At 35.0% G+C, this 14,192-nt stretch carries 12 protein-coding genes and 1 pseudogene; 3 read left to right on the top strand and 10 right to left on the bottom strand.

Annotated features, from left to right (window positions below):
- Nucleotides 1–51 precede the first annotated feature (51 nt).
- The 5 genes from cysK to ORL93_RS13260 all read right to left on the bottom strand — a co-directional run bounded on the left by cysK (nt 52) and on the right by ORL93_RS13260 (nt 7,111).
- A complete protein-coding gene (gene cysK, locus ORL93_RS13280) occupies nt 52–969 on the bottom strand; it encodes a cysteine synthase A (RefSeq protein ID WP_098160431.1) in 918 nt (305 codons plus the stop codon).
- A gap of 15 nt (nt 970–984) precedes the next feature.
- Nucleotides 985–2,193 carry an MFS transporter gene (locus ORL93_RS13275; RefSeq protein ID WP_097794156.1) on the bottom strand — a complete coding sequence of 403 codons (1,209 nt, stop codon included), beginning with the start codon at nt 2,191–2,193 and terminating at the stop codon, nt 985–987.
- A gap of 375 nt (nt 2,194–2,568) precedes the next feature.
- Nucleotides 2,569–4,131, bottom strand: a complete 1,563-nt coding sequence (locus ORL93_RS13270; RefSeq protein WP_265959123.1) for a Vga family ABC-F type ribosomal protection protein — start codon at nt 4,129–4,131, stop codon at nt 2,569–2,571.
- A 330-nt stretch (nt 4,132–4,461) separates the two neighbouring features.
- Nucleotides 4,462–5,721, bottom strand: a complete 1,260-nt coding sequence (gene hflX / locus ORL93_RS13265; RefSeq protein WP_003206751.1) for a GTPase HflX — start codon at nt 5,719–5,721, stop codon at nt 4,462–4,464.
- Between the two features lie 583 nt (nt 5,722–6,304).
- Nucleotides 6,305–7,111 carry a polyphosphate kinase 2 family protein gene (locus tag ORL93_RS13260; RefSeq protein WP_098134988.1) on the bottom strand — a complete coding sequence of 269 codons (807 nt, stop codon included), beginning with the start codon at nt 7,109–7,111 and terminating at the stop codon, nt 6,305–6,307.
- Between the two features lie 114 nt (nt 7,112–7,225).
- Between ORL93_RS13260 and ORL93_RS13255 the strand changes: the two genes are divergently transcribed.
- Complete coding sequence (locus ORL93_RS13255; protein ID WP_097794159.1) at nt 7,226–8,047, top strand: YwqG family protein; 822 nt, start codon at nt 7,226–7,228, stop codon at nt 8,045–8,047.
- 399 nt (nt 8,048–8,446) lie between these two features.
- On the opposite strand, the gene ORL93_RS13250 is transcribed toward ORL93_RS13255, so the two are convergent.
- The 3 genes from ORL93_RS13250 to ORL93_RS13240 form a co-directional block, all read right to left on the bottom strand.
- Complete coding sequence (locus tag ORL93_RS13250; protein WP_097794160.1) at nt 8,447–9,730, bottom strand: MFS transporter; 1,284 nt, start codon at nt 9,728–9,730, stop codon at nt 8,447–8,449.
- A 272-nt stretch (nt 9,731–10,002) separates the two neighbouring features.
- Complete coding sequence (locus ORL93_RS13245; protein WP_018766695.1) at nt 10,003–10,515, bottom strand: hypothetical protein; 513 nt, start codon at nt 10,513–10,515, stop codon at nt 10,003–10,005.
- Nucleotides 10,516–10,889: 374 nt separating this feature from the next.
- Complete coding sequence (locus ORL93_RS13240) at nt 10,890–11,456, bottom strand: undecaprenyl-diphosphatase (RefSeq protein ID WP_006094441.1); 567 nt, start codon at nt 11,454–11,456, stop codon at nt 10,890–10,892.
- A gap of 243 nt (nt 11,457–11,699) precedes the next feature.
- On the opposite strand from ORL93_RS13240, the pseudogene ORL93_RS13235 reads away from it, so the two are divergent.
- A pseudogene (locus ORL93_RS13235) lies at nt 11,700–12,012 on the top strand (RNA-guided endonuclease InsQ/TnpB family protein); the annotation flags it as partial.
- 162 nt (nt 12,013–12,174) lie between these two features.
- Here the strand turns inward: ORL93_RS13235 and ORL93_RS13230 are convergent.
- Together ORL93_RS13230 and ORL93_RS13225 are read right to left on the bottom strand one after the other, a co-directional pair.
- Nucleotides 12,175–12,600: a hypothetical protein gene (locus ORL93_RS13230; RefSeq protein WP_097794161.1), complete on the bottom strand. Its 426-nt coding sequence runs from the start codon at nt 12,598–12,600 to the stop codon at nt 12,175–12,177.
- Nucleotides 12,601–12,658: 58 nt separating this feature from the next.
- Nucleotides 12,659–13,255 (bottom strand): DedA family protein, encoded by a 597-nt coding sequence (locus tag ORL93_RS13225; protein ID WP_033796992.1) that lies wholly within the window; start codon nt 13,253–13,255, stop codon nt 12,659–12,661.
- A 477-nt stretch (nt 13,256–13,732) separates the two neighbouring features.
- On the opposite strand from ORL93_RS13225, the gene ORL93_RS13220 reads away from it, so the two are divergent.
- Nucleotides 13,733–14,134, top strand: coding sequence for an SMI1/KNR4 family protein (locus ORL93_RS13220; RefSeq protein WP_097794162.1), 402 nt, complete (start codon nt 13,733–13,735; stop codon nt 14,132–14,134).
- Nucleotides 14,135–14,192: the final 58 nt, after the last annotated feature.

The following is a 14,192-nucleotide window of genomic DNA, read 5'->3' as shown; positions in this document are numbered from 1 at the left end:
ACAAAGAAGAGATTGTATATGATACATACAATCTCTTCTTTGTTATGTTTCTTATTCAAACAATCCCATACTTAAATAACGCTCTCCCGTATCAGGTGCAATACATAACACTTTCTTACCAGCACCTAATTGTTTTGCTATCGTGATTGCAGCATAGACCGAGGCACCTGAAGATGGTCCTACTAATATTCCCTCTTGTTTTGCTAGATTTCTCATTGTACTAAGCGCTTCTTCATCCGCAATTTGAATAATTTCATTATATATTTCCGTATTTAAGTTTTTCGGAATAAACCCTGGGCTTGTTCCAACTAGTTTATGAGGACCCGGCACACCACCAGATAAAACAGGAGATCCTTTCGGTTCAACTACTGCAATATATAAATTTGGTAGTTTCTCTTTCAATATTTCTCCTGTGCCAGTAATGGTTCCACCAGTTCCAGCAGTTGCTACAAATGCATCTAGCTTTCCATCCATTTGTTCATAAATTTCAAGAGCTGTTGTATAGCGATGAATATTCGGGTTTGCTGGATTTTCAAACTGCTGCGGAATAAAGCTATTTGATATTTGTTTTTGTAATTCTACCGCCTTCGCAATTGCTCCTGGCATTCTTTGTTCTGCAGGTGTCAAAACAACTTCAGCCCCATATGCCTTAAGCAAGTTAATCCGTTCTTTTGACATATTATCTGGCATAATTAAAATCGCTTTGTATCCTTTAGCAGCTGCGTTCATCGCTAAACCAATCCCTGTATTTCCACTTGTTGGTTCAATAATCGTATCACCTGGCTTAATGAGCCCTTGCTCTTCCGCCATATGAATTAAATTATACGCCGCTCGGTCTTTCACACTACGAGATGGATTAAACATTTCCAATTTCACATACACATCTGCCGCATCTTCTGGAACGAATCGCGATAACCGTAAGACAGGTGTATCTCCAATTAATTCTGTAACATTTTTACATAGTTTCATAGCGCATCCCCTATTCTATTGTGTTTTTCGATCGCTTGGTAGTAACCATGACGTAAGTCCAATTAATGGTAAACAACTACATAATACCATAATAAATTGCAGACTATACACGTCTGCTAATTTCCCAAGAACAACGGCACCTAATGCTCCAAGGCCAAACGCAAGACCGACAATTAACCCTGACACCATTCCAACTTTTCCCGGAACAAGCTCCTGCGCATACACAACAATAACACTAAAGCTACTGGAACTAATAAAACCTATACATAAAAATAATGGCACAACCCACGCTAGAGAAACATGTGGTAATAAAAGTGCAAGCGGCGCAGAACCTAGCATTGAAAATACGATAATATTTTTCTTACCAAATCGATCTGCTAATGGCCCACCAAAGAATGTACCCAGTACCCCAGCAATCATAAAAGCAAATACAAAGTACTGTGCATTTTTAATAGACAAACCATAATGCTCGATTAAATAAAACTGATAGAAGTTCCCAATGCCAGCTCCATACCAAGAACGAACAAAGGTTAAGAAAACAAGAAGAACAATTACAAACTTAATATGCTTACTAACAATTGCATTCTCCGCCTCAAGTGCAGCTCGTTTCTTTCTTCGCACCGCACCATTTACTAACTCATTTTTGTACCAATTTGAAACAAAAATTAATAACACAATACCTACCGCTGCAAAAGCCGTGAATCCAAGTGATCCAAATTGCCCAAGCGGAACAAAAATTAGCGCTGTAAAAATTGGTGCAAGAGAATTCCCTGTATTTCCTCCTACTTGATAAATTGACTGCGCTAACCCTCGCTTTGCACCAGCTGCCATATAAGCAACACGTGCGCCTTCAGGATGAAAGACTGCTGATCCTAATCCGATAAATAAAACTGAAATAATAACGATAATAAAGTTTGGTGCGAACGCAAGTCCAATCATCCCAAGCATACTCGAAAACATACCGAGCGGTAATAAAAATGGAGATGGCTTCTTATCTGAATACATCCCAAACACCGGCTGCATAATCGATGACGTCATATTTAACGCGAATGCAATCCATCCTACCTGCATATAAGACAAATTCATCGACTTTTCCAAAATAGGAAACAGTGCCGGTACAACAGCTTGCATCGAGTCATTTAAAAAATGACCGAAACTAATCGCAAATAAAATACGATATATCGTTGGTGAAGCTATTTTATTTTCCTTTGAAACTGCCTGCATAATTCACTCTCTCCTTCCCTAAAAAACAGAAAATGTAACTAATTAACATTACACTTACTGTAATAATTTCTGATTTTTAAAACATTTTCTATTCTATACTGGTTTTATTTCTTTTTCCAGCAACACAACTTCGATTTCATCTATATACATAAAATCATTAAATTTATATATTTTTATAAAGTTGAATGGAAGAAGTTTTCTTTAGATTATTTTATATCAGCAAAGATGAAGAAAGAGACAAACAAGATTGTTGCACTCTTACTTCCATGATCAGTAGTTCTATCCGCATGTTAGCAAAAACAAAAGACAACACCTAGCTCAAAAAAAGTACATCACTCCATTAGTCGTGATGTACTTTTTTCTAATCAACTTTAATTATAATTCTCGTTTTTCTTTTAAAAGTTTTTGAAATTCTATTTCTAATTCTTCGGACGGTTCAATACTTAAGCGACTTAGCACTTCCGATATTTTTGTTTCAAGTAAAAGAAGCTTATCTTCTTTCGTATCTCGCGTCTTTTCCACTTGATTGAGTTTATATTGCTGATAATTCCCTTCAAATAATTCAATCTTTTGATTACGGATTGTTAAAATGCGCGTAGCAATATTTTCGATAAACCGGCGATCATGCGAGACAAAGATTACACTTCCTTCATATTCTTTTAGAAGAGACTCTAACGCTTCAACAGCTTCCATATCAAGAAAGTTCGTCGGCTCATCTAACACTAAAGTATTAATATCACTTAAAAATAGCTTTGTCAGCGCTACTTTCACTCGCTCACCACCACTTAAAACCCCTACCGGCTTATAAACATCATCTCTGAAAAAATGCATTCTCGCAAGAACCGTTCGAATCAGTGTTTCATCCTGTTTTGAAGAGAGTTGGACATTTTCGATAATTGATTTCTCCGTATCTAATATGTTTAAGTTTTGACTAAAATAGCCAATTTTAACAGCTGGTGAAAGCTTAATGCCATACTCTTGGTTCATGATTTTTTTGACAAATGTCGTTTTCCCACTTCCATTTGAACCGATAATCGCTAATTTATCACCGCCCCGAATGTGAAAACTTGTTTTGCTCCAAAGCACACGTTCCCCAACTTTACCTGTTACACCATCTACACGAAGAATAATCCGGTTTTTAAACGTTGCTGCATTTGGCAAATTCATCTTAATTGGTGAGAGCCCCTTTACTTTTTCTACCTTTTCAAGTTTTTCTAATCTCGTTTCGATGGCCGTTGCTGTTTTTTGTAGCTTCTTTTGCTTTTTGGCAAAGTATGGCTTTGCTCCTGTAATTCTCGCTTCGGATTTACTTACCTTTTTTGGCGCCTTTGTTGCTCTTTCAGCTTTTTTCTCTTTTAACTTTAACGCTTCTTCCAACTGCTTTTTCTTTTTCTCATACTTTTCATACGCTAATTGTTCTTGATTTAGCTCTATTTCTTTTTGTTTTACATAATCACTATAGTTGCCTGTATACTCTTTTATTTTCCCTTCATTCAATTCCCATATCGTTGTACAAAGAGCATCTAAAAATGCACGGTCATGCGAAATAATGATAAATGCCCCTTGCCAACTTTTCAACTTTTTCTCCAACCATTCGATATGTTCTGTATCAAGATTTGTAGTCGGTTCATCTGCAAGTAAAAGCTCAGCATCTTTCATAAGAGCTTTTTGGACATATTCTTGCGTCACTTCCCCACCACTTTTTGTTGTATCTGTTCGTTTAAGCTGCGGCAAAAGCTCACACCTAGTACGTTGAATAACATTTCCTTCTTCTGGAGAAATTTTTCCAGCCAACATTTGAAATAACGTCGTTTTCCCGCTTCCGTTTTTACCAACTAACCCAATTCGAGCATTTTGATGAATTTGCAATTGGTCCACATTTAGTAATAAACGATCCTGTACATAGTACTTTATATGATTAGCTTCTAATAAAAACATAGTAACATCCCCTTTTATCCAGTTTAGGAGACAAAAAAATGCCCCCTATATCCATTCAGAATAGGAGGCATAATTATATATAGGTGTACACCAAAAGAGACTATCCCTTTTAGATCCAACTATACAAAGCCAATCCTATTCTGAAAAACGCAAATTAAAGGCATCACAAATAACAGTATAATCATCTGTTAAAAATAACCTTCAATTGTTTGTTTTCGTAAATAGGATTAGTACTTCATGTAATTGGGTCACCCTTCCGTTCTTTCAATTTCATTAACACTATTTTTAGTATAGCTAGAAATTTCAAATAAAATCAATGTTTTTTTCATTTTAAATAACAAAACGCTTATATTTTTCAAAATCACTCGTCTTACATTCGAGTGAAAGTTTTGTACCTTCATTTTCATAGCTCGTAGATACAACATGAGCATGATCATTGAAATAGGATACAACTTGCCCTTGATCATAAGGAATTAACATCTCACACTTTGTATACTCTTTGTAAATGTAAGAACGAATCATTTCTACAAGCTCTTCAATCCCAATTTGTTGTTTTGCAGATAGATATACTCGGTCCTCCTGGATTTTCGGAATTTCAACATCCATCATATCTGATTTATTATACGCATAAATCGTTGGGATGTTTTCAACACCAATTTGTTTTAATGTTTGGTTTGTAATCTCAATTAATTGTTCATAATTTGGATTTGCATAATCCACTACATGAATCAATAAATCCGCCTCCGCTACTTCTTCTAACGTTGAACGGAATGCTTTCACAAGATGATGCGGTAATTTGCTTACAAAACCAACTGTATCTGTTAATAAGAATGATTTATTATCTGGAAGTTCAATATTGCGTACGGATGTTTCCAAGGTCGCAAATAGCATATCCTTTTCAAACACTTGCTTCTCAGTCGAACCATTAAAGATTTCAAGCATCGTATTCATAATCGTTGATTTACCTGCATTTGTATATCCTACTAATGAAACAACAGGAATTTCGTTTTTCTTACGCTGTTTACGCTGCGTTTGACGTTGTGCAACAAGCGCTTCTAATTCTTTATTTAATACTGCAATTTGCTCTTCAATTTTACGACGGTCCAGCTCTAATTTCTTCTCACCGACACCTTTATTCTTCGTACCAACGCCGCCGCTCTGTCTTCCTAAAGATTCACGAAGACCGATTAAACGCGGCATCATATATTGTAGGTGCGCGACTTCAACTTGCAACTGCGCTTCTTTCGTCTTAGCACGCTGCGCAAAAATATCTAAAATTAAAATGGTACGATCAATTACTTTACAATCTAAGTCAGCTTCTAAATTTCGAATTTGTGAAGGCGATAACTCATCATTAAAAATAACCATATTCGCATCTGCTTCCTTCACAAAAGCAGAAACCTCTTCAATTTTCCCTTTTCCAATATAATGTGATGGATTCACGCGATGTAAATTTTGCGTAACTCTCCCTATAACTTCCACATCACAAGCTTCTGCAAGATTCGTTAACTCCTCCATTGAATATTCAAAATCACTTTCACTATTTAAATTAACTCCAACTAATATCGCTTTTTGTACTAGTTCTTCCATATATTTATTCCTCCATTTCGATTACGTAAAATTAAAAAACACAGGTCACTGCCTGTGTTTTTCGTAAACGGATGAGAGTACACCAAATAAACAAAAGAAAGCAACATTGCTTCCAAATTGCTACATGGTCAATACGTCACAAATGATATACGTATCCAAAAACATATACGTATATCACATCATTCTATTATAAAGGCAAAACAAAAAGAGGGCGTATTCGTCCCTCCCTCTTTTCACATATCAGTTCAATAAAGGGTTCCTTTAAAATAGGCAGACCAATCCCGTTCACTCTGTACACAGACAGAGCCTTTGAGCGCTATTCAATTATCGGCACAAAGCTTTGAGACGTAATCTGATTAAAATCAAAGGAGACCCCTCCGTTCATTAAAAGTTACATAAATCTTAGCATAATTATGTAGTTTTCACAACATTAAACTTCACTTACGGGCATAAATAAAATCATTATTTTTCTAGTGTATTCTTCATTTTTTTACGCATAATTTAATAAAGTTCTCGTTTTTTATTTTGCAACACTTTATGGGTGAAATCTATAATTAATGAATCGAATTCATCCCATACAAGCTTAACGACCTATATCTTGCACGTGTTCAATCTCTTCTTTTTCTTCTTTCATTTCATAATAGTATGATGGCAATTCTATTCTATGCTGCAAGAAATAATCCTCAATCAATGAAATGATCACTTTCAATGTTTTCACACGCGCATATAATTTATCGTTACTAGCGATAATATTCCATCTTGCATTCGGTTTATCTGTTTTCTCAAACATTTCTTCCATTGCCCGGGCGTATTCATCCCACTTTTCACGATTGCGCCAATCTTCATCTGTAATTTTCCATCTCTTAAGAGGATTTTTCTCTCGATCTTTAAATCGCACTAACTGCTCATCTTTACTAATATGATAGAAGAATTTTGCTACTATGTAATGATCATCTGTTAATAATTTTTCGAAATCATTGATTTCATCGTATGCTCTATTCCATTCTTCCTTTGTAGCGAATGCCTCTACACGCTCTACCAATACACGACCATACCAGGAGCGATCAAAAATTGTGATTTGACCATACTGAGGAATTTTCCTCCAGAAGCGTTGCAAATAATGATAACGTTTTTCATGAGGAGCAGGCGCACCAATTGGATTTACTTGAAATCCACGCGGATCCAGATGCTCAGTAATTCGTTTAATTGCCCCTCCTTTTCCAGCCGCATCCCAACCTTCCATCGCCATAATAACGGCTATTTTTTCTTTTTGTAAAATTTGCTGCAACGCTAATAAGCGCTTTTGATACTTTTCAAGCTTCTTATTATACTTTGATTTTGATTCCATTCTTTTCGTTAAATCTACTTGAGCAAGACGATCTTTTGTCATAAAATAATCCCCCTTTCCCTACACTAACGCTATTTTAACATAATTTTCAATATTTTTGATTATTTCCAGAAAACACAAACAAGTTGTTGTACAATAAGAGTGGGGTGATACATTATGAAACAAACACTACAAAACGTGCTCGAAAAATATAGTGCCATGCATCTAGAAAAACATATTTCAAATTCTCTTGAGCCAACAATTCAAATTCGTCTACGTAAAGGATCTGATGAGCAAATAGCAGTAGGAACCTCAAAATTAGGAGGGTTTCCAGACTTACCTGATGAATTAAAGATTCCAACATACAACGACATACCGTTACACTTTATTGGACAGCTGAATTTAGAAGAAATACAACCTTATCACAAAGGAAACCCACTGCCTACGAAGGGCATGTTATATTTCTTTTATGACGCAGAAGAACAACCATGGGGGTTTGACCTAAGAGATATTGGAGGGCATCGCGTTCTGTACACGGAAAATATAGAAAACCTAAAACGACGAGAACTTCAAACAGAAGTGTTCCCTCCTTCCATCATCTCCTTTCAAGAAACTTGGACATTAGCAAAAGAAAAAGTCGGAGAAACAGGTTTATCAAATGATGATGAATGGGATCTTTATAAAGAAATAGAAGAATTGTATATCGATGGATTGCATCATTTACTCGGCTCCGCACAAGCTATACAATCAGAAGCAATGGCGGAAGAGTGTCATCTTGTTACAAACGGAATCTATTTAGGAAATGGGTACCCCTCAGATCAAGAGATAAAACATTTGCCTGGCAGCGCCCAAGATTGGATGTTACTGTTACAACTTGATACCAATGATGAATCTGAAATGGATTGGGGAGACACTGGCTTATTATATTTCTGGATCAAAAAAGAAGATTTATTGCAAAGAAACTTTGAAAATACATGGTTGATTTTGCAATGTTGTTAAATCAACCATGCATTTTCAACATATCTCCTCTGTTTCTATACTGTAATTCGTATAAAGCGAAAAAGAATAGAAAAAATGGCCAACTTTTTCTACAAAGTTGGCCCATCTATTATAATTTCAGTTCTTCTATATGAAAAAGCTCAATAACCACTTGTGTACTCCTCTAACCCTTAGTTTTTGCATCACATTACTAATATGATTGCAGACAAGCCTTCTACTAAAGTACACCTTTTATCAGCGGAGGGCTTCATCCTCTACTAAGCTATTAAAAGAAGATATACCTCTTACAATTTTATGAGATTCATTTTGTGCAGTAACTTCTTTGATTTCTTTTAGTAACTATTTATCCATCTCTTTTTCTCTGTCAGTACAAATCAATCTGCAAAACTTTCAGGACTTCTATTTTATTTCATGTTCTTCACCTTTTCTAGACCATATCACAACAGGAATGAGTAATAAGGCTAACGCCCCTCCAGCTAATGATAATGCCGCATAACTCGAATTCGCTACCACCATGCCGGACATTGCTCCCCCAGAAGCTCCTGCCAATGCAATAAAAACATCCACTTTCCCTTGTGTCTTTGCACGCGTTAAAGGTTCTGTTGCATCAACAATTTGAGCAGTACCACTTATTAAACCAAGATTCCACCCTAATCCAAGTAAAGAAAGGGCAACAATCAGGAGTATTAAAGAATCGCTTGGTGCAATGGCAGCTACCACTCCCGCACTAAGTAGTATAACTCCGGAAGCAATACTCATTGCCATTCGACCAATCTTATCAACAAGAATTCCTGTAACAAGTGATGGAAGGTACATTGCTCCTACATGAAATCCAATAACAAGGCCCACTTCATTTAATCCATGACCATGGTGTTCCATATGTACGGGAGTCATAGTCATAATCGCAACCATGACAACTTGAGTAAGTATCATAACGATGGCCCCAACTGTAATGCCCCTTTTATTTGCTATCGATTTCTCAGTTATCGCACGCCCTTTATTTGTATGTTCCTGTTTATATGTTTCTATCCTGTTCGCTATTATTAATGGATCTGGACGAAGCATAACGAAAAGTACGAGACCTGCTAACAAAAATGCAGCTGCTGATAATATGAACGGACCAGCAAGTTCAGGAACACCAATAGAAAGAGCAAAGTTCCCCATTACCCCTACCAAATTGGGTCCTGCTACCGCACCAAAAGTCGTCATAACCATTGTAATACTAATAGCAGTCGCCCTTTGCTTCTTATTTGCTAAATCCGTACCGGCATAACGGGCTTGTAAATTTGTGGCTGTGCCTGCACCATATATAAGTAAGGAAGCAAGTAAGAGAATAATACTATTTGTTAAAGCTGCGATTACAACACCAATAGCACCAAGCCCTCCTACCATAAATCCTGTCGCAAGCCCGATCCGGCGTCCATAACGCTGAGAAAGCCTTCCTACTACTAAGGCTGCTCCTGCAGATCCCATTGTAAACATGGCTGCTGGCAATCCCGCGAATGCATCTGTTCCAAGCATTTGCTGCGCAAGAAGTGCGCCTACCGTAATTCCAGCAGCCAATCCCGCACCACCAAACATTTGTGAAATACTTACGATCACTAATGTTCGTTTATATATCTTTTGTTGTTCTTCTACTGTATACATATGATTCCTTATTGAACCATCAGCTGTATCAAGCATTTTCTCACCTTCTTTATGAAAGATTTTCCTTTTTTAAATGTACTATGTTTAATGTTTCATATTCAATAACATTTTCATCCGTTCTTTTCTTTCTAAAAGAGAAAAACAAAAAAACTGCCCAAATGCTTTGATTTAGGGCAGTTTTTTCTTAGGCACAAATGTTTTTTATTTATTAAACTAAGATTCTCTCATTTATTTGCAAACTCTACACATCACATTGTTAATATGATTACGAATAAGCCTTCTTGTTACTAAATTTATCTTCAATTCTTTTATCTACCCCATTTATTCTCCATTACTTTAAAATACAAATTTTCAAACTCACTAAAATATTTACCATAAAACCCTAACATTTCAATGTAAATGTTAACAACTTCAACTAAATCAAAATGATCGCCATTTTTAGCTAATTCATAACTATCATCAACACTATATAAATCACGATATTCATCTTCCCAATACAAACCTCTGTTGACTAAAAGTCTAGTTGTGGATTTAATTGACTCTTCAATCATTAGCTCATTTCGTACTAACTTTTCATGAATTACAGAAAGAGTTAATTTCACAGCATACTCTTCATCAACTATTCTACTAAACTCAAATAACTTCCCTTCAATATCATCTATCTTTTCTTTAGACATTAAGGATATCTCAATTATTTCATATGGCGGGCTGTCACTCACTTCAATCACTTTATCACACCATTGAATTACTTCTTCTTTGCTCCACAATCCGCAACAAAGCCCTAAGCCATAAATACTAGTTAGTTTTTGAATACAATCCAAAACTTCTCACCTTCAATTTCTCATATACATTTTCATTTAGTTTTAAACCCAGTATACGATACATTCATTTAAAATTATAATGTTTAAATTTAATATTATAATATACATTACATAAATTCTTTACAAATGCTTTCTATCCCTTTGAAGATTTTGATGCATATAGAACCTTTCTGAGGAATGAGAAAAAGTATTGAGTAAAATTCTCTATAATAAAATGAACCAACCCTCGATGATATCGATGATTGGTTCATTTACATGATTTCACAATAGAACATTTTTCAATATATACTTACTAAAAATCGTGTAACTATTTTTCTATTGCTGACTATTCTCTCATGCACACGTTAGCACTTACTCCACCGATTCGACTCTTTTCAGCTCGTTTTCCCTTGAAAAATAGGTTTCGCAATTAATGTAGCGAAAGGTCGTATTTTAAATACAACGTACTGCGTAAATAATGCTATTAATATTCCATGTACACATCCTGCAATTACATCCAATGGATAATGTACTCCTACCCATATTCTCGAAAAAGCTACACCAAGTGCTAAGAAAAACCAAGTATATTTAAAACGATAGGCAGATAGCAATAGTGTAGCTGCAATTACAACAGCTGATGTTGCATGATCACTTGGAAAAGAAGAATTGGCAGCATGATCTACAAGTTTTGTGATGTTATGTGAGACAAAAGGACGCTCTCTATAAATAAATATCTCGATAATTCTATTGATGGAATACGCTAAAGTAAACGCAACAATCGATTGAAAAGCCATTACACGAAATTGAGGTTTATTCTTTATCCATAACAGGATGAGTAGTAACACGAAAGCATATTGTACATATTCTGCAAATATAATCATTACATCATCTATCAGTGGATATTGCTGTACCTTACTATTTATAAAGTTGAACCATTCATAATCTAAGTCTTTAAAATTCATTACATAATCTCCTTTATTGCTATAGAGTCCACGCTACATTTCAACAAAATATACCTTTGGACTCTAATAAATTCTTATTATATTTTTTTATTGTTTCCACCTACAAATCATAATCTATTCAATTTTAATAAGATTACTCACAATGTACTATCTTATTTTGTGACATAAACATTACATTTTTGTAAGGTTCTTTTTTCATTTTGATAGTTTAACTTATTTAAAATGTTTATATGAAAAGATTTATCGGTGATTTGTATAGAGAATCTCGATATCCGAAATATGGTTCGGAATCGAAAAATGTCAAAGTCGATTTCTGATGTGGGCTAGGGTGCTTTTGTAAAAGTGCGAAAAATTTGGAGGTCTACTTGTAAAAATAGATCCAGCATACACATCACAAGATTGTTCAAGCTGTGGAAATCGCGTAAAAAAATCCCTATCGATTCGGACACATATTTGTACAAAGTGTGGAACGATATTAGACCGGGATCACAATGCGAGTCTAAACATTTTGCAAAAAGGATTAGAACAATTACATGTGAGAACGACGGAAGACTGAAACTGAAGGGCAAGGTTGTGTCCAAACAGTATAAACGGCGCCTGTGGAGAATATGTAAGACTGCTTGGGAAACCCCAAGCAGCAACCCTCTATGAAGCAGGAAGCCCCTTCTTCAAACAACTCATAAGAGTGTTAAGAAGGAGTCATTCACAAGTCAACTACTTAGCTCATTCTAGATATTGTTTGAACTATAGTTTGAATTCCGGTTGAAATAATAGATGCATTTATATTTCTTGCATCTATTTTAATGATATTTTCTTTATAAAAATTTGATAAATAATTTTCATCAATAGGCCTCAATAGTACATGTTCAGCATGTAAACGTTGAATCAAATCAGTTGCATTCATATTTTGCGGTAAGGCAAGATGTAACTTTGTATCAAGAGAAATCGGCCTTTTATAGTCAATGCTAACTTCACAATCTTGGAGTTGTCTTTTAATTTCTTGATGTAATAGTATCGATTTTTTTGCATATTTTTTTGCAAGTCGCTTACTGTGCGTATGAAACATGCCACTTTTCAAATAAATCTTCAGCGCTCCTTGTGTAATAAGGCTTGTATCATAATCAATTACTCGTTTTAATGCCAAAAAATTACTGAGAATATCTTGAAGTGGGAGTATTACTGCTCACGAATAACGGGATAACTTAGTTTCTATCTTTTTTGAAGCGAAAATATACAAAAATCAAACCCACAAGGATAACTAGCACAATTAAAAGAATGAGGCTATAACGGTGAGCATAGTGTACTACATGACGCCACTTTTCTCCCAGTTCTAATCCTAACTTGATAAAGGTGAAACTCCATAATAATGCTCCTGAATATGCATAAAGGCAAAAAGTCCAAAATCGAAAACGAGAAATACCAGCTAAATAGGCAGTAACATGGCGAACCCCAGGAATAAAATAGCCAATAAATAATAAGGCAGGACCAATCTTCTGAAACAAAATCTGTGTTCGATTTATTTTATTTTCTGTAATATGTATTTTCGGACCAAATTTCTTTAAAAACGGAATCCCAAGTTTCACTCCTAACACATAACTAATAGAAATACCAATTGACGAACCGATACATGCACTTAGTAATGCAAGTAGAAATTTCATTTCCCCTTTATATACATAGTACCCTACAAACGTTAACAACGTTTCATCAGGTATCGGTAACCCGATAATTCCACCCACTAAAGCAATAATAATCCCGAAATATCCAAAATGCGAAATGAGATAATGTAATTGTTGTTCTATTGTAATCACCATCCATACCAATTACGAACTGGTATCTCAATCATTGAGACACCTTTTTAAACAAAAAACATTATATACCTCCTAGTATTATTCCAATAAACCCCATTAAAATTCTAACCGTATAACTTATTTCCGAATATAAAGTGAAACTTCCATCAGTGGGAGTCTTCACTTCCCCGCCGATGATTAGCTGAACGAATCGAGCTTTTACGGGATAAAATGTGTTACTCCACTTTTTTCTATATTTTCAAAATGAAATTGTATTGATTTCTCTTTTTTATCCAAATATAATTAAATATGGATTTTGTATTGTGCTAATAATAGCCTTTATTTCATAGTGTGTATCTCTAGAATTAGAAATATAAAAGATAAATAAGCAAGTTATATAAGATTTATGGTTTATAAGAAAAATCAAAGTTAACAAAACAGATAAAATTATAATATGGGGTTACACAAAAACGTTTGGAGTGTGTACATATGGTATACAAAGATATTCTAAAAAAGATCCATGATGCACCAACTGATTATGATTTTAGTAAATTAACTGAATCCATTATTGATGAAGAATCTATGCTTAATGGTATACCCCAAGATTACATTATCTTCTTAAAAGAAGTTGGATACGGATCTGTTTCTAATGCGTATTTTATGTTCTATGGAGGACTTATTGAAGCGGATGAAATATATGACGCAGATGAAAATCCAGAAATAAAAACTGTTTTATTATTTGGTGATAACTTTGCTGGCGATGCGATAGGCTTTCAAACTACAAATAGCTGGGAAATTGTTGAGATTTGGCATGAGGACTTATCAATCGTACCGAGAGACGAAACGAGTTTTAAAGAATTAGCTCAAAGCATATTTTCAAAAGAGCTTTAAGCGATTAGTCACTTTATCTAAAATAAAAAAAGCATTCCACCATTGCAGCTGTGGAATG

The sequence above is a fragment of the Bacillus sp. DHT2 genome (assembly GCF_026241455.1).
Classification (GTDB): domain Bacteria; phylum Bacillota; class Bacilli; order Bacillales; family Bacillaceae_G; genus Bacillus_A; species Bacillus_A pseudomycoides.
The sequence above is the reverse complement of the archived record's forward strand: the minus strand, read 5'-3'. Positions and strand labels throughout refer to the sequence as shown.

Excerpts from the sequence above, each read along its gene's own strand:
- hflX (WP_003206751.1), bottom strand. The coding sequence starts at position 5,721 with ATGGAAGAACTAGTACAAAAAGCGATATTAGTTGGAGTTAATTTAAAT.
- ORL93_RS13220 (WP_097794162.1), top strand. The coding sequence starts at position 13,733 with ATGGTATACAAAGATATTCTAAAAAAGATCCATGATGCACCAACTGAT.
- cysK (WP_098160431.1), bottom strand. The coding sequence starts at position 969 with ATGAAACTATGTAAAAATGTTACAGAATTAATTGGAGATACACCTGTC.
- ORL93_RS13275 (WP_097794156.1), bottom strand. The coding sequence starts at position 2,193 with ATGCAGGCAGTTTCAAAGGAAAATAAAATAGCTTCACCAACGATATAT.
- ORL93_RS13255 (WP_097794159.1), top strand. The coding sequence starts at position 7,226 with ATGAAACAAACACTACAAAACGTGCTCGAAAAATATAGTGCCATGCAT.
- ORL93_RS13270 (WP_265959123.1), bottom strand. The coding sequence starts at position 4,131 with ATGTTTTTATTAGAAGCTAATCATATAAAGTACTATGTACAGGATCGT.
- ORL93_RS13250 (WP_097794160.1), bottom strand. The coding sequence starts at position 9,730 with ATGCTTGATACAGCTGATGGTTCAATAAGGAATCATATGTATACAGTA.
- ORL93_RS13260 (WP_098134988.1), bottom strand. The coding sequence starts at position 7,111 with ATGACAAAAGATCGTCTTGCTCAAGTAGATTTAACGAAAAGAATGGAA.
- ORL93_RS13240 (WP_006094441.1), bottom strand. The coding sequence starts at position 11,456 with ATGAATTTTAAAGACTTAGATTATGAATGGTTCAACTTTATAAATAGT.